Below are 19,672 nucleotides of genomic sequence, written 5' to 3'. Positions count from 1 at the left end.
ACGCGCGTTTTTTATGCTGTGAAAATAAACCTGTTGTGCGAATTTTGCGCCTGTGGTTTTATAAAAACCTGACTTTTTTTACTGATGATAAGGTTCCCTGTGATCGCATCCTCGCTGACTTCGACCCTACTAATTACCGCGCTACCAGCCGCGGTGGTCGTCGTGCGTGTGGTGGTGGTCGTCGGCAATGCGCCGTAGGGTCCGAATCAACGCATCGATTCCCAAACCCCGCCGGCGCAAACCGGGCGGGGTTTTTAGTTTTAGCCCCCTGCCCAGAAAAGCGAACCGGCCTTGAGAAAGGATAGGAACATGGCAATTTCGGGCACGCCACATCAAGGTAACCGCTTCACCGGCGCACAGCTGATCGTTCATCTGCTGGAACGGCAGGGTATTACCACCGTCGCCGGCATTCCCGGTGGTGCAGCACTGCCACTGTATGATGCACTGGGCCAAAGCACTCGCATTCACCACGTACTGGCACGCCACGAACAGGGGGCAGGCTTTATGGCTCAAGGCATGGCGCGTGCTAACGGCAAAGCGGCGGTGTGCATCGCCTCCAGTGGACCGGGTGCAACCAACCTGGTCACCGCCATCGCCGACGCCAAGCTCGATTCCATTCCGCTGGTATGTATCACCGGCCAAGTGCCTTCCTCGATGATCGGCACCGACGCTTTCCAGGAAGTGGATACCTACGGCATCTCGATCCCTATCACCAAGCACAACCATTTGGTACGCGATATCCGCGAATTGCCGCAAGTGATCTGCGATGCATTCCGTATCGCAGAGTCCGGTCGCCCAGGTCCAGTGTGGATCGACGTGCCTAAAGACGTACAAACTGCGGTTATCGATTTGGATGAGTTGCCCCCGATCGCCATTCCCGATGCGGCTCCCGCCTTTGAAGCCTCCGCGGTGGCTCAGGCTGCGACAATGATCAACCAGGCCAAGCGCCCGGTGCTGTATCTGGGTGGCGGTATCATCTGCGCCAATGCCTACCAACAGGCGGTTGAATTGGCCGAACGCGCCAACTTGCCCACCACCATGACGCTGATGGCACTCGGCGCCATGCCGGTTCAGCATCCGCTGTCGCTGGGTATGCTGGGGATGCATGCGGCACGTAGCACTAACTTTATCCTGCAAGAAGCCGATCTGCTGATCGTACTGGGCGCCCGCTTTGACGATCGGGCGATTGGCAAAACCGAACAGTTTTGCCCGAACGCCAGCATCATCCATGTGGATATCGACCGTGCCGAACTGGGTAAGGTGAAACAGGCCAATATTGCCATTCATGCCGACGTTGGTCAGGTGTTGCAGCAACTGTTACCACTGATTGAGGCACAGCCACGCAGTGAATGGCTGGACACCGTCAACGGCCTGAAGCGCGAGTTCCCGTTCAGTATGCCGAACGCCGAAGACCCGCTGAGCCATTACGGGCTGGTGCTCGCTGCCGCACGCTGTGTAGATGACAGCGCCATTATCACCACCGACGTGGGCCAGCATCAGATGTGGGTAGCACAAGCCTATCCGCTGAGCCGTCCGCGCCAGTGGCTGACCTCTGGTGGGCTCGGGACCATGGGCTTTGGCCTACCAGCCGCAATTGGCGCCGCGTTGGCAGAACCACAGCGTAAAGTGCTGTGCTTTTCCGGTGACGGTAGCCTGATGATGAACATTCAGGAAATGGCTACTGCCGTCGAACACAATCTGGACGTGAAAATTATCCTGATGAACAACCAGGCGTTGGGGCTGGTACATCAACAGCAAACCCTGTTCTATCAACAGCGCATTTTTGCCGCCGCCTACCCCAAGCGCACCGACTTTATCAAGATTGCTGCCGGTTTCGGGTTGGACACCTGCGATTTGAACGCCGCGGAAGATCCACAGGCAGCGCTCGCAGAAGCGATCCAGCGCCCAGGGCCTTGTCTGATCCACGCGCTGATCGATATCAATGAAAAGGTCTTCCCGATGGTGCCGCCGGGTGCCGCTAATATCGACATGATTGGAGAATAAGCCATGTCAGAACAATACAATAACCCGCAGGTGATCCTGGAGCTGACGGTTCGTAACCATCCCGGCGTGATGTCGCATGTGTGCGGTCTGTTCGCCCGCCGCGCCTTTAACGTGGAAGGCATTCTGTGTCTGCCGCTGAAAGACGGTAAACAGAGCCGCATCTGGCTATTGGTGGCGGACGATCAACGACTGATGCAGATGATAAGTCAGGTAGAGAAACTCGAAGATGTATTGCAAGTAAAACGCCACAGCGAGGACGTGCGGGTGTTCGAACAGTTAGAGGCATTCTTCCAGTAATGTACAAAGGGGCGTTACGCCCCCTTGTTATTGTCCTGCTAATACCTTCCACAAGAGGTGCCGATAAACCGGCATCAGTGGTTGCAGGGACAGATAATAAAAGGTGCCGAGCGCCAGGATCCAACTCAGCACGCAGGCCATCCGCAGTCGCACCGGCGACAGCCAGTTGCTCAAGCGGTCGGCGCTGCGCTTGCCTTCACGCCACCAACGCCAGCTCAGCCAGACGGCAAGCCAAACCAGCATCACCACCGCAAACAGCAACCATTTGAATAACGCACTGTTGGCGCTGGCAGGAATGTCGATCGCCACGCCGGCCAGAATACCCGGGAAAAAATAGACCGGTGGCCAGGTGATGCAGCCGATAATGTTCGGCAATGCGAATTTGTACGGCGGTAAATCCAGCATCCCGGCGACCATCGGCACCAGTGGACGCGTCGGGCCAATAAAACGGCCAATCAGAATGGTCGCCATACTGTGCTGATGTAGCGCATGCTCGGTTTTGTCGAGCATCGCCTTGTTCTTTTTCAGGAATGACCACCGGTGCAACGGCCCCTTGAAGGCACGACCGATAAAGTAAGAGATCCAGTCGCCCAGCAAGCAACCGGCAATGCCCGCCGCCCATGCGTAATAGAAGTCAACCTGACCACTGCCAATCAAGGCGCCGATACTGGCCATCATCACCGTGCCGGGCAACAACAACCCAACCAACGCCAACGACTCCAAAAACGCGACAAGCATGACGACCATCAGAGTGAAAGCCAAAGACTGGGTAATTAAATGCTGTAAATAGGCTTCCATTAAACCTCTGCTGGTTATCCAAAGCGCGTGGGCGTGGGATTGTCAGGTGCAGCCGGGAACGAGTCAACCGGTGAATTGTAGGGTTTTTTGGCAGGACTGCACGGCAATGGACAATGACTGTATAAAAACCCATACTGTAATTTATGTCCTTCTCCCTTTAGCTTAGCCTCTCAGGAACAGCGTGATGTCACTCCAACAGGGTTTCCTGCTCACCCGCCACTGGCGTGATACGCCGGCTGGCACCGAGGTGGAGTTTTGGCTGGCGACCGACAATGGACCACAGCAAATTCGCCTGTCGCCGCAGACCTCCGTCGCCTTCATTCCTGTCGAACAGCGCCAACGTGCTGAGCTGTTGCTGCGCGAAGAGCGGCAATGGGAGCTAAAACCCTTACCGCTGACTGATTTTCATCACCGCCCGATACTGGGACTGTACTGCCGCCAACACCGTCAGTTGATCAAACTGGAAAGGCTGCTGAAAGACGGCGGCGTCAATGTCTACGAAGCCGATATTCGCCCGCCGGAACGCTACCTGATGGAACGCTTTATCACCGCGCCGGTGTGGTTCAGTGGCCAACCGAATGGCAGTGGCCCCCTGCTCAACAGTAAAATGAAACCCGCACCAGAATACCGCCCTGTACTGAAGCTGGTCTCGCTGGACATTGAAACCACCGCTCACGGTGAGCTGTACTCTATTGCACTGGAAGGTTGCGGACAACGCCAGGTCTACATGCTTGGGCCAGCCAACGGTGGCAATGAGACGCTGGATTTTGCTCTGGAGTACTGCGTAAGCCGCCCGCAGATGTTAGAACGCCTGAACCAGTGGCTGGAACAGCACGACCCCGACGCCATCATTGGCTGGAATCTGGTGCAGTTTGATCTACGCGTACTGCAAAAACACGCCGAGCGCTACCAGATCCCATTACGGTTAGGCCGTGGGGGTAACCCGCTCGAGTGGCGTGAGCACGGTTTCAAACAAAATCACTTTTTCGCCTCCGCCGCCGGTCGATTGATTATCGATGGCATCGAAGCGTTGAAATCTGCCACCTGGAACTTCCCTTCTTTTAGTCTCGAGCACGTGTCCCAGACACTGCTGGGGGAAGGCAAGTCGATCGACAACCCTTATCAGCGGATGGCCGAAATCGACCGACGCTTCGCCGAAGATAAACCGGCACTGGCACGCTACAACTTAAAAGATTGTGAGCTCGTGACGCGGATTTTTGCCAAAACCGAGTTGCTGACCTTTCTGCTGGAGCGCGCCACGGTCACCGGGTTAGCGGCCGATCGCAGTGGCGGTTCGGTCGCGGCCTTCAGCAATCTGTATATGCCACGCATGCACCGGCTAGGTTTTATCGCCCCCAACCTCGGCGAACAGCCAGAAGAACACAGCCCCGGCGGTTTTGTGATGGATTCACAACCCGGCCTGTATGATTCAGTGCTGGTGCTGGATTACAAAAGTCTGTATCCGTCGATCATCCGCACCTTTCTGATCGATCCGGTCGGGCTAGTGGAAGGCATGCAACACCCGAGCGATGTCGATTCAGTGCCCGGTTTCCGCAACGCGCGCTTCTCACGTAGCAAACACTGCCTGCCGGCGATCGTCGAGCAGATCTGGCAGGGGCGTGAAACGGCAAAACGTCAGCAGAACAAAGCGTTATCCCAGGCATTGAAGATCATCATGAATGCGCTGTATGGCGTATTGGGATCGAGCGGTTGCCGCTTTTTCGATCCCCGCCTGGCCTCGTCGATCACCCTGCGTGGCCACGAGATCATGCGCCAAACGCGTGAACTGATCGAAGCACAGGGGTATCAGGTCATCTACGGCGATACTGATTCCACCTTCGTTTGGCTCAAGCAACCCCATAACGAGCAGCAGGCCGCCCAAATCGGCAAGACGCTGGTTGAGCACGTAAACCAATGGTGGCAGCAACATTTACAGGCGCAGTATGGGCTGGATAATGCCTTGGAGCTGGAGTTCGAAACCCATTACTCGCGCTTCCTGATGCCGACCATTCGTGGTGCCGAACAGGGCAGTAAAAAACGCTATGCTGGGCTGATCGCAAGCGCTGATGGCCGTGAAGAGATGGTTTACAAAGGCCTTGAAACCGTGCGCACCGACTGGACACCGCTTGCGCAGCAGTTCCAGCAACTGCTCTACCAACGCATTTTTAAACGGCAGCCGTATCAGGATTTTGTGCGGGAATACGTGAGCCAAACACTGAACGGCGATTTCGACGACCGGCTCGTTTACCGCAAGCGCCTGCGCAGGAGACTGGACGAATATCAGCGCAACGTACCGCCACATGTCCGAGCTGCACGCATCGCCGACGACTATAATCGTCAGCAGGGCCGGCCGCTTCAATACCAGAATGGCGGCTGGATCAGCTATGTCATGACCGTTGCCGGGCCAGAGCCGCTGGAGACCCAGCAATCGGCAATTGATTACCCCCATTATCTGGAGCGCCAGTTACAACCCGTGGCAGACGCTATACTCCCATTCTTGCACGACGATTTTACCACGCTGGTGACCGGGCAAATGGGGTTGTTTTGACATTCAGCCCGTCCCGCGGGCTTTGGCGAAGGGTTAAGAAAAATCATCAGGTTTTGCAGGTGACGAACGCGTCGCCTTCCATTACCATAGCGCCCTTCCCAAATTCTGGACCACACTTCACCCATGCCGTCTAACGATGTATGCATGGGATGAATAGCTATTGCCCGCCATATAAAAATAAATCGGGATTAGCAGACGTTTGATACGGGTACCGCGGTGTTCTAAACCCGGTAACAAGACTTACTTAAAAAGAATCGAGCCGACAATATATGCCTTTTACACTTGGTCAACGCTGGATCAGCGACACGGAAAGCGAATTAGGATTGGGTACTGTCGTGGCGCTGGATGCGCGCATGATTACCCTGCTTTTCCCCGCAACCGGCGAAAACCGCCTCTATGCCAGAAATGACTCGCCAATCACCCGCGTGATGTTCAACCCAGGCGACACCATCAGCAACCACGAAGGCTGGGAGCTGCAGGTGGAAGAGGTCAAAGAGGATAACGGCCTGCTGACCTATATTGGCACCCGCCTGGACACCCAGGAAAGCGGTGTGGCAATGCGTGAAGTGCTGCTGGACAGTAAGCTGACCTTCAGCAAGCCGCAAGACCGCCTGTTTGCCGGCCAGATCGACCGTATGGATCGCTTCGCGCTGCGTTTCCGCGCCCGTAAATACCAGAGCGAACAGTATCGTCTGCCGTTTGCCGGTCTGCGCGGCATGCGAGCCAGCCTGATCCCTCACCAGTTGCATATTGCCTATGAAGTCGGCCAGCGCCATGCCCCACGCGTTCTGTTAGCAGATGAAGTGGGGCTGGGTAAAACCATTGAAGCCGGTATGATCATCCACCAGCAACTGCTGGCAGGCCGTGCCGAGCGCGTATTGATCGTGGTACCAGAAACGTTGCAGCACCAGTGGCTGGTCGAAATGATGCGCCGCTTCAACCTCTATTTCTCACTATTCGACGACAGCCGTTACTCAGAGGCCAAACTCGACAGCAGCAACCCGTTTGAAACCGAACAGTTGGTCATCTGCTCGCTGGACTTCGTGCGCCGTAATAAGCAGCGCCTGGAAGAACTGGCCGATGCCCAATGGGATCTGCTGGTCGTCGATGAAGCACACCACCTGGCCTGGAGCGAAGACGCACCAAGCCGCGAATACCAAGTGATTGAACAGCTGGCCGAGCATATCCCCGGCGTACTGCTGCTGACCGCAACCCCAGAACAGCTTGGCCAACAGAGCCACTTTGCGCGTTTACGCCTGTTGGATCCGAACCGTTTCCACGACTACCACGAATTCGTCGCAGAACAGCAGAAATACCGCCCGGTGGCGGATGCTGTCACCTTGCTGCTCAGTGGTGAGCGCCTGGCGGATGACAAGCTGAACCTGCTCGGCGAGCTGATCGACGAACAAGACATTGAACCGCTGTTAAAAGCCGCCAACAGCGACAGTGAAAACAGCGAGCAGGCGCGTCAGGAGCTGGTTACCATGCTGATGGACCGCCACGGCACCAGCCGCGTGCTGTTCCGTAACACCCGTAATGGGGTCAAAGGCTTCCCGCACCGTAATCTGCATCAGATCAAGCTGCCGCTGCCAACTCAGTACCAGACCGCCATTAAAGTGTCTGGCATCATGGGTGCAAAGAAAACCGTTGAGGCACGTGCACGCGACATGCTCTATCCAGAGCAAATCTATCAGGAATTTGAAGGCGAAAACGCCACCTGGTGGAACTTCGATCCGCGTGTTGAATGGTTACTGAATTACCTGGTAAGCAACCGCAACGAAAAAGTCCTGGTGATCTGCGCCAAGGCCGCCACTGCACTGCAATTGGAACAGGTGTTGCGTGAGCGAGAAGCTATCCGCGCCGCCGTGTTCCATGAAGGCTTGTCGATTATCGAACGCGATCGCGCCGCCGCTTACTTCGCCTCAGAGGAAGACGGTGCCCAAGTGCTGCTGTGCTCGGAAATCGGCTCTGAAGGCCGTAACTTCCAGTTCGCCAGCCACCTGGTGATGTTCGATCTGCCGTTTAACCCGGACCTGCTGGAACAACGTATTGGCCGTCTGGACCGTATCGGCCAGATGCATGACATTCAAATCATGGTGCCATACCTGGAAAACACCGCTCAGGCGGTACTGGGCCGTTGGTTCCACGAAGGGCTCGATGCCTTCGAACATACCTGCCCAACCGGCCGTACCATTTATGACAGTGGTTATGAGCAACTGATCGGTTTCCTGGCGTCCCCCACCGAGCAGGAAGGCCTGGATGAATTCATTCACACCTGCCGTCAGCAGCACGACCAACTGAAGGTGCAACTGGAGCAGGGCCGCGATCGCCTGCTGGAAATGCACTCCAATGGCGGCGAGAAAGCGCAGGCGTTGGCTGAAGCCATTGCCAATCAGGACAACGACGTCAACCTGGTGGGCTTTGCGCTTAACCTGTTCGACATCGTCGGTATCAACCAGGACGACCGCAGCGATAACCTGATCGTCCTGACACCGTCCGATCATATGCTGGTACCTGACTTCCCGGGCTTGCCACAGGATGGCTGCACCGTCACCTTCGATCGTGAGCAAGCGCTTTCACGTGAAGATGCCCAGTTCGTCAGTTGGGAACACCCGATTATCCGCAACGGCCTGGATCTGATCCTGTCTGGCGATACCGGTAGCTGTGCCGTTTCTCTGCTGAAAAACAAGGCGCTGCCTGTCGGCACCTTGTTGGTTGAGCTGGTGTACGTGGTTGAGGCGCAAGCGCCGAAGCACCTGCAACTGACCCGCTTCCTGCCACCGACGCCAATCCGTATGTTGATGGACCGCAAAGGTACCAATCTGGCGGCGCAGGTTGAATTCGAAAGCTTCAACCGCCAATTGAACGCCGTTAACCGTCACACCTCCAGCAAGCTGGTCAATGCCGTGCAGCAAGATGTGCATGCCATGCTGCAACAGGCAGAAAGCCTGGTTGAAGAACAGGCCCGTGCCTTGATCGAGCAAGCAAAACAGGAAGCGGATGACAAGCTAAGCACCGAGCTGGCACGTCTGGAAGCCCTGAAGGCCGTCAACCCGAACATCCGTGATGACGAAGTCGAAGCGCTGGAGTTCAACCGTAAGCAGGTGTTGGTTAACCTGAATGAAGCGGGATGGCGTCTGGACGCGATCCGTCTGGTGGTTGTCACTCACCAGTAACCTGGCGCAAGGGGGAGCTGCGGTTCCCCTATTGTGACTTTCAGCGGAGCCAACAAGATGGAACCCTACAATCCCCCACAGGGCCCGATGCATATCCTGTATCAGGATGAGCACATTATCGTGGTCAACAAGCCGAGCGGTCTGCTGTCGGTACCCGGCCGTGCGCCGGAAAACAAAGACAGTCTGATGACACGCATTCAGGCAGACTTTCCGGCCGCCGAGTCGGTGCATCGTCTGGATATGGCAACCAGTGGCGTGATTGTGGTGGCGTTAAATAAAGCCGCTGAACGTGAGCTAAAACGCCAGTTCCGCGAGCGCGAGCCGAAAAAGTCCTATATCGCACGGGTCTGGGGTCATCTGGAGCACGATGAAGGTCTGGTGGATTTGCCGCTGATTTGCGACTGGCCTAATCGGCCGTTGCAGAAAGTGTGTTTCGAGACGGGTAAAGCAGCGCAAACGGAGTATCTTGTGCTGTCACGAGATGCCGATGGAAGCACACGCGTAAAACTCATGCCGATCACCGGTCGCTCACACCAGTTGCGCGTTCATATGCTGGCATTGGGCCACCCGATCCTCGGTGACGGTTTTTATGCCACACCAGAAGCCAAGGCCATGGCGCCACGTTTACAGTTGCATGCGCAAGAGCTGCGCATTACCCACCCTGCTTTCCAGACGCCGATGCATTTCCGCGTTGAACCGGATTTCTAACCCCATCGGACAGCGATACCCTTAATAATTCGAGTTGCAGGAAAGCGGCAACCTTGCTCACCCCAGGAGCCTGGTCAACCAGGTGACCGGGGTGAGCAGGCGTAGCCAACAAAGAGGCAGCTTCAAGTATGACCGATTCTATACCCTAAATAATTGGAGTTGCGTCGAGGCGGCAAGCCTGTAAATCCCCGGGAGCCTAGTCAACCAGGTGACCGGGGTGAGCAGGCGCAGCCAACAAAGAGGCAGCTTCAAGTATGACGGGTATCGTTATTTGAAGCCTTTCTCACGCTTGATCAGGTCGTAGGCCGCCTGAATTTCCTGCGCCTTTTGCTTGGCCATTTCCATCATTTGTGGCGGTAAACCTTTCGCCACCAGCTTGTCTGGATGGTGCTCGCTCATCAGCTTGCGGTAAGCACGTTTAATGGTGGTCGCATCGTCGCTGCTGCTGACACCCAGCACTTTACAGGCGTCATCCAAAGTAGGCCCACGCTGCGCCTGCTGGTAGCCGCCCTGCGAATGCCCGCCTTGCTGACCGCCGCCAAATTGGCGCCCGCCCTCCATCATGCTGAGGAACTGATCAAACTGCGCACGCGAAATGCCCAATTCTTCAGCGATGACGTACAGCACCTGGCGCTCGTTTGGATGCAGCGAACCATCGGCAAACGCCGCCTGAATTTGAATTTCCAGAAACATCCGAATCAGGTCAAAACGGCCAAAACAGATGCTGCGGAACTGCTGCAGCGTTTCTCTCAGTGGGAACTGGCTCTGTTTACCTTCACGAAATGCCTGCTGTGCCGCGGTACGGGCTTCCCCGTGCAGTTGCAGGCGATCCATAAACAGGCTGGCGATCTGGATATCCGCCTCGGTAACACGTCCTTTTGATTTGGTCAGGTGACCCATCACCTGAAAAGTGGTGCGGAAAAACAGCGTTTGCCGCGTTTGCTGGTCGGCGAAAAAACCCCGGCTGCGCTTGTTGCTGCGCGCAGTGTCAATCATATGACCGACAATCAGCCCCAAAACTACACCCCAGAATCCCGCGCCAGCCCAAATGGCCACGATGACCCCGAGCAGTTTTCCCCAATACTGCATATACTCCTCAATTATCATGCCGAAAGCCGACTGCTCCCTTCCGTCTTAGGTAAGGGTTAAGGCGATTTTTCCCAGGATTTCGATTATCATACCTGTCATTTATCTTTGCGCCTATCGACGACGCAAGTAAACGGCCGGATTTAACACTAGCGCAACGCAGATGAGTGATATAGTCTCTGACCGTTTGCCGGACATGACGCCTCTGATGACGGAACACCAAAACCGCGTATGAAAAAAAGTTTCCCAACACTGCTGGCCACACTGATTTGGACGGCACTCTACAGTCAGCACGCGCTGGCTGACCTGGCTGAGCAATGCATGCTCGGCGTACCTGTTTATGACAAACCGCTGGTCAGCGGCGATCCGAACAGCCAACCCGTCACTATTCACGCCGATGACTCCCGCGCCGATTATCCAAAAAGCGCGCTGTTCACCGGTAACGTGAACATTGAGCAAGGCAACAGTACCCTGACTGCCAAACAGGTTGAGCTGAACCAGACGCAAAACCCAGGACAAACCGAGCCGGTACGCACCGTAACGGCGACCGGTGACGTGCACTACAGCGACAATCAGATCAAACTGAAAGGTCCGAAAGCCTGGTCTAACCTGAACAATAAAGACACCGACGTCTATGAAGGCGACTACCAGATGGTAGGCCGTCAGGGCCGTGGCGACGCCGACAAGATGAAGATGCGCGGCGCCAACCGCTACACCATTCTGGAAAACGGCACCTTTACGTCCTGCTTGCCTGGCGACGATAGCTGGAGCGTCGTCGGATCCGAAGTGATCCACGACCGCGAAGAGCAGGTCGCAGAAATCTGGAACGCGCGCTTCAAAATTGGCGGCGTGCCCGTATTCTACAGCCCTTACCTGCAATTGCCGGTGGGTGATAAACGTCGCTCCGGTTTCCTGATCCCGAATGCAAAATATGGCAGCAGCAATGGTTTTGAGTTCTTGCTGCCGTATTACTGGAACATTGCGCCGAACTTCGACGCCACCATCACACCGCACTATATGTCCCGGCGTGGTCTGCAGTTGCAGAACGAATTCCGTTATCTGGTGCAGCCTGGTTTGGGCCTGATGGAATTCGACTGGTTGCCGAACGACAAGGAATACAGCAAGGACAACCCTGACGACAGCAAGCGTTGGTTGTTCTACTGGAACCACAATGGCGTGATGGACCAGGTGTGGCGTTTCAACGTCGACTACACCAAGGTCAGCGACTCCAAATACTTTACCGATTTGGACTCTAAATACGGTTCCACCACCGACGGTTACGCGACGCAGAAATTCAGCGTCGGCTACGCCATTGATAACTGGGACGCCACCTTAAGCTCCAAACAGTTCCAGATCTACGACGATACCGACCGCAGCCAATCGGACTCTTATAAAGTTCAGCCACAGCTGGACCTGAACTACTACAAAGACGATATCGGGCCGTTCGATTTCCACATTTACGGCCAGGCAGCCAAGTTCATTAGCGTTAACCCATACAGCCCTGACGCGACCCGTCTGCATATGGAACCGACGCTAAGCCTGCCGCTGACCAACGGTTGGGGCAGCCTGAACACCGAGGCCAAACTGCTGGCAACCCACTATCAGCAGGATATTCCTGACGGTTTTGCCACCAACTACAAGAACCGCACTGGCAACAACGCCCCAGGCCTGGAAGACTCGGTCAACCGCGTGCTGCCGCAGTTCAAAGTCGACGGCAAGATGGTATTCGATCGCCCAATGAACTGGTCTGAGGGCTATACGCAAACCCTCGAACCGCGCGTACAGTATTTGTATGTGCCGTATCGTGACCAAAGCAACATCTACACCTACGACACCACGTTGCTGCAAACCGACTACTCAGGCCTATTCCGTGACCGCACCTACAGTGGCCTGGATCGCATCGCGTCACAAAACCGTGTTTCAACCGGTTTGACCTCGCGTATTTATGATGACGCGCTGGTTGAACGTTTTAATGTTTCCGTTGGTCAAATCTACTACTTCAGCCGTTCCCGTACCGGTGACCAGACTACGCGTTACGACAACAATGACAATACCGGCAGCCTGGCTTGGGCTGGCGATAGCTATTGGAAGATTGACGATCGTTGGGGTCTCCGTGGCGGTCTGCAGTACGACACGCGTCTCAGTAGCATCTCATTGGGTAATGGCGTACTGGAATACCGTCAGGATTCTGAACGCGTACTGCAGTTGAACTACCGTTACGCTACGCCGGAGTATATTGAGACGGCATTGAATACCACGCAGGTTCCGGCTTATCAGGACGGTATTTCGCAAGTGGGCGTGACCGGCAGTTGGCCGATTGCCGATCGCTGGGCCGTTGTAGGGGCTTATTACTACGACACCCGTGCAAAACAATCAGCCGATCAGCTGCTCGGCGTGAAGTACAACACCTGCTGTTGGGCGGTAACCTTGGGCTATGAGCGCAAGATCACCGACTGGAATAACAGTAACAATACCAGCGTTTATGACAACAAAGTTTCATTCAACGTCGAACTGCGTGGCCTGAGCAGCGATCACAGTCTGGGCTCCGCGGAAATGTTGCGTTCCGGCATTCTGCCTTATCAGCGTGCATTTTGATGCTTTGTAACACTTTGAAAACGAGAACTTTCACCCGCATTTGCGGATTACATAATGGGAAATGTATGAAGAACTGGAGAACGCTTATTCTCGGATTGGTGGTTTGCGCCAATACCGCGTTCGCAGCACCCCAAGAAGTGGATAAAGTCGCCGCCGTCGTGGATAACGGCGTTGTGCTTGAGAGCGACGTAAACACCCTGTTGCAGTCGGTGAAACTTAATGCGCAGCAAGCCGGGCAACAATTGCCGGATGACAAGACACTGCGTCACCAAATCCTTGAACGCCTGATTATGGATAACATCCAGCTGCAGATGGCCAAGAAAATGGGCATTACCGTTTCCGATGCCGATCTGGACAAAGCCATCAGTAACATCGCTGCACAGAACAAAATGAGCATCGATCAGATGCGCAGCCGTCTGGCGTATGAAGGCTTGAACTACAACACTTACCGTTCGCAGATCCGTAAGGAAATGCTGATTTCTGAAGTGCGTAACAACGAAGTTCGCCGACGCGTCACCATCCTGCCTCAGGAAGTGGACTCACTGGCAACGCAGGTTGGCGCTCAGAACGGTAGCGATACTGAAATGAACATCAGTCACATCCTGATCCCGCTGCCGGAAAACCCGTCGCAGGCACAGGTTGACGACGCAGAAGCCTTGGCGAAAAAACTGATGGGTGAAATCAACGGCGGTGCCGACTTCGGCAAGCTGGCGATCGCCTACTCCGCGGACTCCCAGGCGCTGAAAGGCGGCAACATGGGCTGGGGCAAGCTGCAGGAAATCCCTACGCTGTTCGCTGAAAGACTGGTTAACGCCAAAAAAGGCGATGTGGTCGGCCCAATCCGTTCCGGTGTCGGCTTCCACATTCTGAAAGTGAACGATATCCGCGGCGCCAACCAGTCGGTATCCGTCACCGAGGTTCATGCACGCCATATTCTGCTGAAGCCTTCCGTGGTGCTGACCGACGATCAGGCTCGTGCAAAACTGCAAGCCGTTGCTGAAGAAATTAAGAGCGGCCGCGCCAAGTTTGCTGACGAAGCCAAACAGCTTTCTCAGGATCCAGGTTCTGCACTTCAGGGTGGTGATTTGGGCTGGGCTTCTCCAGACATCTACGATCCTGCTTTCCGCGATGCTTTAATGAAACTGAGTAAAGGCGAAATCAGCCAACCAGTGCACTCTTCCTTCGGCTGGCACCTGATTCAGTTGCTGGATACGCGTCAGGTGGATAAAACCGACGCGGCGCAGAAAGACCGTGCTTACCGCATGCTGTTCAACCGCAAGTTTGCAGAAGAAGCGCAAACCTGGATGCAGGAACAACGTGCTCAGGCTTACGTGAAGATCCTTGACGGTAATGCACAACAATAATCGCATCGTAATCACCCCCGGCGAGCCTGCCGGGGTTGGGCCGGATTTAGTGGCAGTGCTGGCACAACAGGATTGGCCTGTTGAACTGGTGGTGTGCGCGGATCCGGCCTTGTTGCTTGAGCGCGCCCGGCAGTTAAACCTGCCGTTGCAACTGCGCGACTATCAAGCTCAACAGCCTGCCCAGCCACAGCGAGCCGGTACGCTGACGGTATTACCCGTCGCGCTCGCTCATGCGGTCGTAGCAGGTGAATTGAACGTGGGCAATAGCGCCTACGTCGTAGAAACGCTGGCACGCGCCTGCGACGGCTGTCTGAATGGCGAATTCGCCGCACTGATCACCGGCCCGGTGAACAAGGGCGTGATCAATGATGCCGGTGTCCCCTTTATTGGCCATACCGAATTCTTTGCAGATCGCAGCGGCTGCGATCGTGTCGTGATGATGCTGGCAACGGAAGAGCTGCGCGTGGCGTTGGCGACCACTCACCTGCCTTTATTGGCTGTGCCTGGCGCTATCACCCAGCAAAGTCTGCATGAAGTCATCCATATTCTCGACCATGACCTGAAAACCAAATTTGGCCTTGCACAACCACAAATTTATGTCTGTGGCCTGAATCCGCATGCCGGAGAAGGTGGCCATATGGGCCGCGAAGAGATCGATACCATTATCCCGGCGCTCGACGCGCTGCGTGCTGAAGGTATCCATCTTATTGGCCCACTGCCGGCAGACACCCTGTTCCAGCCCAAGTATCTGCAACATGCCGATGCTGTGCTGGCGATGTATCACGATCAGGGTCTGCCAGTGCTAAAATACCAAGGGTTCGGCCGGGCGGTAAATATTACCCTCGGTTTGCCTTTTATCCGTACCTCGGTCGACCACGGTACCGCTTTAGAACTTGCAGGCACCGGCACCGCCGATGCAGGCAGTTTCAAAACGGCCTTGAATCTCGCCATTAAAATGATAATTAATTGTAATGAATAATAAAGTCCACCAAGGGCACTTTGCCCGCAAACGCTTTGGACAGAACTTTTTAACCGATCAGTTTGTCATCGATAGCATTGTCTCCGCCATTCATCCCATGCCGGGTGAAGCGGTGGTTGAAATCGGCCCCGGCTTGGGTGCATTGACCGAGCCGGTTGGCGCACGCATGGACCGCATGACAGTGATTGAGCTGGACCGCGATCTGGCGGCTCGCCTGGCGAATCACCCACAGCTGAAAGACAAACTGACCATCCACCAGCAAGACGCCATGACGGTGAACTTTGCCGAAATGGCCGAGCAGGCTGGCCAACCGCTGCGCGTGTTTGGTAACCTGCCGTATAACATTTCGACGCCGCTGATGTTCCACCTTTTCAGCTATACTCAGGCCATCCGCGACATGCACTTTATGTTGCAGAAAGAGGTCGTCAATCGTCTGGTTGCTGGGCCAAACAGCAAAGCCTACGGGCGTTTAACCGTAATGGCGCAGTACTACTGCAACGTCATCCCGGTGCTGGAAGTGCCACCGACCTCTTTCACCCCGGCGCCAAAAGTGGATTCCGCTGTGGTACGTCTGGTTCCGCATCTTGTGAACCCGAACCCGGTGGGTGACGTACGTATGCTAAGCCGGATAACAACTCAGGCGTTCAACCAACGCCGGAAGACGGTCCGCAACAGCCTGGGTGATCTGTTCACGCCAGAGCAACTGACGGAATTGGGTATCGATCCGGTACTTAGAGCAGAGAATATTTCTGTGGCGCAATACTGTAAGCTGGCTAACTGGCTTTCAGCCAATCCCGCGCCGCAGCAATAAGGAGTAGTGGTCATGATTGATTCGCCCCGTGTATGTATTCAGGTACAAAGTGTCTATGTGGAATCACAATCGATACCTGAGGAAGAACGTTACGTCTTCGCTTATACCATCACCATCCGCAATTTGGGGCGTTTCAACGTGCAACTGCTTGGGCGTTACTGGTTGATTACCAACAGTAATGGCCGTCAGACTGAAGTTCAGGGTGAAGGCGTGGTTGGCGAACAACCCCTCATTCCACCTGGGGGAGAATTCCAATACACCAGCGGCGCTATCCTTGAAACGCCACTGGGTACCATGGAAGGCCATTACGAAATGGTTGATCATCAGGGTCAACCGTTCCAGACCGCTATTCCCGTGTTCCGCTTAGCTATCCCAACACTGATTCACTAATTCTATGTCGACATATCTCATCGGCGATGTTCATGGCTGTTTTGATGAACTGCAGTCGCTATTGGCCCAAGTTGCTTTCGATCCTCTGCATGACCGCCTGTGGCTGACCGGCGATTTGGTTGCCCGCGGCCCCGGCTCGTTGGACGTGCTGCGCTACGTGCGTTCACTCGGCCCTGCGGTACGTATGGTCCTGGGCAACCACGATCTGCACCTGTTGGCTGTCTATGCCGGCATCAGTCGTAATAAGCCCAAAGACCGCATCACTCAGTTGCTGGAAGCCCCTGACGCTGATGAGCTTATCAACTGGCTACGCCGCCAACCGGTGCTGCAAGTGGATGAGCAACTCAAACTGGTGATGGCACATGCCGGGATCACTCCGCAATGGGACATTGAAACGGCACAAATCTGCGCCCGTGAAGTCGAGGCCGTATTGAGCAGCGACAGCTATCCGCTGTTCCTCGACGCCATGTACGGTGATATGCCGAACAACTGGAGCCCAGAGCTGAGCGGATTGGCTCGCCTGCGGTTCAGTACCAATGCCCTGACACGCATGCGTTACTGCTTCCCGAACGGCCAGCTTGATATGATCTGCAAAGATGCGCCAGGCACAGCGCCTGCCCCGCTCAAGCCTTGGTTTGAATTACCGCGATTGGTTGATGCCGATTACACCATTATCTTTGGTCACTGGGCATCACTGGAAGGTAAGGGCACACCCGCAGGCGTTATTGGCCTTGATACCGGCTGCTGTTGGGGGGGCGATCTGACCATGCTACGTTGGGAAGACCAGCAGTACTTTACCCAACCGGCTCACCGCCGTGATTCTCAGGACAGCGTGCACCAACAGGTCGCGTCATAATTAGAGTGGGGCGGTTAAAGCCGCCCCACTGTTTTCGCCTTAAGCCCCGATAACACCACCGTCTTCACGCGTAATCATCAATACTGACGAACGCGGGCGCGGACTGTTGTTCGGGAAATGGGAATCGCCTTCTTCGCCCGGGTGCTGTACGTTGACAAACATCGTCTTGTAATCCGGAGTGAAGGTAATACCGGTCAATTCGCAGGATTTCGGGCCGACCATAAAGCGACGAATCTCACCACTGAGTGGATCCCCCACCAACATCTGGTTGTTCCCTTGCCCAGCATAGTCGCCCTTATTACTGTATTTACCGTCAGTGAGGATCCACAGGCGACCGGATTTATCAAAGCCCAAGCCATCCGGGCTATTGAAGGTATTGTCCGCAGTAATATTGGGCGTACCGCGATTCACCCCTTCCGGGTGCGCAATAGGGTTGCCGCACAATGCATAAATATCCCAGGTGAATGACGCCGCCGTGGCATCGCCACCTTCATCCCAACGGATAATCTGACCGTAGACATTATTCGGGCGCGGGTTCGCCGCGTTCAGCGGCATGCCCTCTTCGCCACGCTTACTGTTATTGGTTAACGTGCAGTAGGCTCGACCATCGTGAGGATTGACCGCGATCCATTCAGGGCGGTCCATTTTGGTTGCCCCAACCTGCGCCGCCGCTTTACGGGCGAAGATCAGCACTTCAGACTCGTCACGGAAGCCATTTTCCGGTGTCAGCCCATTCTTGCCGAACTCCAGGGCAATCCAACGCCCTGTGCCCTTCAACGGCGTACCGGCGGCATCGCCATCAAACTGCGCCACATACAGCGTGCCTTCGTCCAACAGGGTACGATTATTGGCAGGGTTAGCCACGTCAACCACACCCTTGGAAACGTATTTATAAATGTGCTCACCGCGCTCATCGTCCCCCATGTAAACAACCAGGCGGCCATCCTTTGCGACAGTAACGGCAGCATTTTCATGCTTGAAGCGCCCCAGAGCGGTGTGTTTGATCGGTGTCGACGTTGGATTCATTGGGTCGATTTCGACAATCCAACCGTGGCGGTTGAATTCGTTTGGATTTTTCGCCACATCAAAACGCTCGTCATAATCCGGCCAGTTACGCTCCGGTTCGCTCACTTTCAGCGTGTAGCGTTTCTGTTCTGCCGTCGTCTTGTAATCCGCCTGGTGAGTACCAAAATAAGTATCAAAATTCTCTTCGCAGGTCAGGTAAGTGCCCCAGGGCGTTTTCCCGTTAGCACAGTTGCCGAAGGTGCCCAACACCTTGCGTCCGCTAGGATCAGCCGCCGTCTGCAACAACGGGTGGCCGGCAGCCGGGCCGCTGAACTGCATTTCGGTATTGGCCGTGATACGGCGGTTATAGCGTGACGGACGCTCTACTTCCCAGCGTTGGCTGTCACCGTCGCGGCGCACCGCAACAATGGAAACACCATGTGCGGCTTGTGATTTACGCACGTCCTCCAGGCTGGTGGCTTTGGTGCCACCGTGGGCAAAGAGATACTGCTCATTAACGTATTCGTTGTTGATGGCCATCACGCCGTGATTGTCATCAATCGGGAAGAAACTCATGCCATCGTTGTTATCACCAAACTGCTTTTCCTGGTCGGCGGCGCTGTTATTGCCCTGCGGGTCAAAAGCGGCAGCGCCCTCAACCAACGGTTCCCCCCAAGAGATCAGCACCTCCGCGCGATATCCCGGTGCAATCGCCACCTCATCCGCGGTTGAGGCTGCAATGCCCTTGAAGCCTAACAGCTTGTTTGGCGGTAAATCTTCTGCCAATGCGTCGGCGGATAGGGTCCAAATACCGCCGCCGAGGAAACCGGCCAGGCCAACGGCACCTGCGCTGCCCAGCAGTAACTTGCGGCGGGTGGGGTCGGTCAGGCGATCGGCATCTAATTGCTCAATTTTAGTCGTCATAGGTTTATTTCCTTTTTTAATATGGCGCCGCGATCAAGATTCACCAGAGTTGCCGGGCGCTCAGAGTTCGGCTTCATACTAATCAGGAAATGTGACGAAAATGTTACAGCTAAAAGTCAGAAAACCTTTTG

The 19,672-nt window shown here is 55.3% G+C and carries 15 protein-coding genes; 12 read left to right on the top strand and 3 right to left on the bottom strand.

Translation table 11 applies throughout. From position 1 onward, the window contains the following. The first annotated feature begins 99 nt into the window (after positions 1 to 99). The 3 genes from ivbL (at position 100) to ilvN (ending at position 2,301) form a co-directional block, all read left to right on the top strand. On the top strand, positions 100 to 198 hold the full coding sequence (ivbL, locus tag JOE25_RS10905; protein ID WP_104410922.1) for an ilvB operon leader peptide IvbL: 99 nt from the start codon (positions 100 to 102) through the stop codon (positions 196 to 198). Positions 199 to 309: 111 nt separating this feature from the next. Beyond that, positions 310 to 2,004, top strand: coding sequence for an acetolactate synthase large subunit (gene ilvB, locus JOE25_RS10900; protein ID WP_209635029.1), 1,695 nt, complete (start codon positions 310 to 312; stop codon positions 2,002 to 2,004). 3 nt (positions 2,005 to 2,007) lie between these two features. Then, complete coding sequence (gene ilvN, locus JOE25_RS10895; protein ID WP_037420755.1) at positions 2,008 to 2,301, top strand: acetolactate synthase small subunit; 294 nt, start codon at positions 2,008 to 2,010, stop codon at positions 2,299 to 2,301. 27 nt (positions 2,302 to 2,328) lie between these two features. Here the strand turns inward: ilvN and JOE25_RS10890 are convergent, their stop codons facing one another. After that, entirely contained in the window at positions 2,329 to 3,099 is a 771-nt protein-coding gene (locus JOE25_RS10890; protein ID WP_209635028.1) for a DedA family protein, read from the bottom strand. A 184-nt stretch (positions 3,100 to 3,283) separates the two neighbouring features. Between JOE25_RS10890 and JOE25_RS10885 the strand changes: the two genes are divergently transcribed. From JOE25_RS10885 to rluA, 3 genes are all read left to right on the top strand, one after another. Beyond that, positions 3,284 to 5,647, top strand: a complete 2,364-nt coding sequence (locus tag JOE25_RS10885; RefSeq protein ID WP_209635026.1) for a DNA polymerase II — start codon at positions 3,284 to 3,286, stop codon at positions 5,645 to 5,647. Positions 5,648 to 5,916: 269 nt separating this feature from the next. Continuing rightward, the gene (rapA, locus tag JOE25_RS10880; RefSeq protein ID WP_209635024.1) at positions 5,917 to 8,823 is read left to right on the top strand and encodes an RNA polymerase-associated protein RapA; all 2,907 of its coding nucleotides are present in this window, start codon (positions 5,917 to 5,919) and stop codon (positions 8,821 to 8,823) included. 57 nt (positions 8,824 to 8,880) lie between these two features. Then, a complete protein-coding gene (gene rluA / locus JOE25_RS10875) occupies positions 8,881 to 9,531 on the top strand; it encodes a bifunctional tRNA pseudouridine(32) synthase/23S rRNA pseudouridine(746) synthase RluA (RefSeq protein WP_209635023.1) in 651 nt (216 codons plus the stop codon). A 267-nt stretch (positions 9,532 to 9,798) separates the two neighbouring features. Here the strand turns inward: rluA and djlA are convergent, their stop codons facing one another. After that, positions 9,799 to 10,620, bottom strand: coding sequence for a co-chaperone DjlA (gene djlA, locus JOE25_RS10870; RefSeq protein WP_209635021.1), 822 nt, complete (start codon positions 10,618 to 10,620; stop codon positions 9,799 to 9,801). Positions 10,621 to 10,848: 228 nt separating this feature from the next. Between djlA and lptD the strand changes: the two genes are divergently transcribed. From lptD to apaH, 6 genes are all read left to right on the top strand, one after another. Continuing rightward, positions 10,849 to 13,212 (top strand): LPS assembly protein LptD, encoded by a 2,364-nt coding sequence (gene lptD / locus JOE25_RS10865; RefSeq protein ID WP_209635019.1) that lies wholly within the window; start codon positions 10,849 to 10,851, stop codon positions 13,210 to 13,212. 65 nt (positions 13,213 to 13,277) lie between these two features. Next, entirely contained in the window at positions 13,278 to 14,576 is a 1,299-nt protein-coding gene (surA, locus tag JOE25_RS10860) for a peptidylprolyl isomerase SurA (protein WP_209635017.1), read from the top strand. After that, positions 14,563 to 15,555, top strand: a complete 993-nt coding sequence (gene pdxA, locus JOE25_RS10855) for a 4-hydroxythreonine-4-phosphate dehydrogenase PdxA (protein ID WP_209635016.1) — start codon at positions 14,563 to 14,565, stop codon at positions 15,553 to 15,555. Before surA ends, pdxA begins: the two co-directional genes overlap by 14 nt. After that, positions 15,548 to 16,366, top strand: a complete 819-nt coding sequence (gene rsmA, locus JOE25_RS10850) for a 16S rRNA (adenine(1518)-N(6)/adenine(1519)-N(6))-dimethyltransferase RsmA (protein ID WP_037420728.1) — start codon at positions 15,548 to 15,550, stop codon at positions 16,364 to 16,366. The genes pdxA and rsmA overlap by 8 nt, the downstream gene beginning before the upstream one ends. Positions 16,367 to 16,378: 12 nt before the next feature. Continuing rightward, positions 16,379 to 16,756 carry a Co2+/Mg2+ efflux protein ApaG gene (gene apaG / locus JOE25_RS10845; protein ID WP_012005174.1) on the top strand — a complete coding sequence of 126 codons (378 nt, stop codon included), beginning with the start codon at positions 16,379 to 16,381 and terminating at the stop codon, positions 16,754 to 16,756. Between the two features lie 4 nt (positions 16,757 to 16,760). Continuing rightward, positions 16,761 to 17,612 carry a bis(5'-nucleosyl)-tetraphosphatase (symmetrical) ApaH gene (gene apaH / locus JOE25_RS10840; protein ID WP_209635015.1) on the top strand — a complete coding sequence of 284 codons (852 nt, stop codon included), beginning with the start codon at positions 16,761 to 16,763 and terminating at the stop codon, positions 17,610 to 17,612. 39 nt (positions 17,613 to 17,651) lie between these two features. Here apaH and JOE25_RS10835 read toward each other — a convergent pair whose 3' ends face one another. After that, positions 17,652 to 19,541, bottom strand: a complete 1,890-nt coding sequence (locus tag JOE25_RS10835; protein WP_209635014.1) for a PhoX family phosphatase — start codon at positions 19,539 to 19,541, stop codon at positions 17,652 to 17,654. Between the last annotated feature and the right edge of the window lie 131 nt (positions 19,542 to 19,672).

Source organism: Serratia sp. PL17 (assembly GCF_017832355.1).
Lineage (GTDB): Bacteria > Pseudomonadota > Gammaproteobacteria > Enterobacterales > Enterobacteriaceae > Serratia.
Note: the sequence above shows the minus strand (reverse complement) of the source record. Positions and strands in the feature narration are given on the sequence as shown.

Excerpts from the sequence above, each read along its gene's own strand:
- ilvB (WP_209635029.1), top strand. The coding sequence starts at position 310 with ATGGCAATTTCGGGCACGCCACATCAAGGTAACCGCTTCACCGGCGCA.
- ilvN (WP_037420755.1), top strand. The coding sequence starts at position 2,008 with ATGTCAGAACAATACAATAACCCGCAGGTGATCCTGGAGCTGACGGTT.
- JOE25_RS10890 (WP_209635028.1), bottom strand. The coding sequence starts at position 3,099 with ATGGAAGCCTATTTACAGCATTTAATTACCCAGTCTTTGGCTTTCACT.
- JOE25_RS10885 (WP_209635026.1), top strand. The coding sequence starts at position 3,284 with ATGTCACTCCAACAGGGTTTCCTGCTCACCCGCCACTGGCGTGATACG.
- rapA (WP_209635024.1), top strand. The coding sequence starts at position 5,917 with ATGCCTTTTACACTTGGTCAACGCTGGATCAGCGACACGGAAAGCGAA.
- rluA (WP_209635023.1), top strand. The coding sequence starts at position 8,881 with ATGGAACCCTACAATCCCCCACAGGGCCCGATGCATATCCTGTATCAG.
- djlA (WP_209635021.1), bottom strand. The coding sequence starts at position 10,620 with ATGCAGTATTGGGGAAAACTGCTCGGGGTCATCGTGGCCATTTGGGCT.
- lptD (WP_209635019.1), top strand. The coding sequence starts at position 10,849 with ATGAAAAAAAGTTTCCCAACACTGCTGGCCACACTGATTTGGACGGCA.
- surA (WP_209635017.1), top strand. The coding sequence starts at position 13,278 with ATGAAGAACTGGAGAACGCTTATTCTCGGATTGGTGGTTTGCGCCAAT.
- pdxA (WP_209635016.1), top strand. The coding sequence starts at position 14,563 with ATGCACAACAATAATCGCATCGTAATCACCCCCGGCGAGCCTGCCGGG.
- rsmA (WP_037420728.1), top strand. The coding sequence starts at position 15,548 with ATGAATAATAAAGTCCACCAAGGGCACTTTGCCCGCAAACGCTTTGGA.
- apaG (WP_012005174.1), top strand. The coding sequence starts at position 16,379 with ATGATTGATTCGCCCCGTGTATGTATTCAGGTACAAAGTGTCTATGTG.
- apaH (WP_209635015.1), top strand. The coding sequence starts at position 16,761 with ATGTCGACATATCTCATCGGCGATGTTCATGGCTGTTTTGATGAACTG.
- JOE25_RS10835 (WP_209635014.1), bottom strand. The coding sequence starts at position 19,541 with ATGACGACTAAAATTGAGCAATTAGATGCCGATCGCCTGACCGACCCC.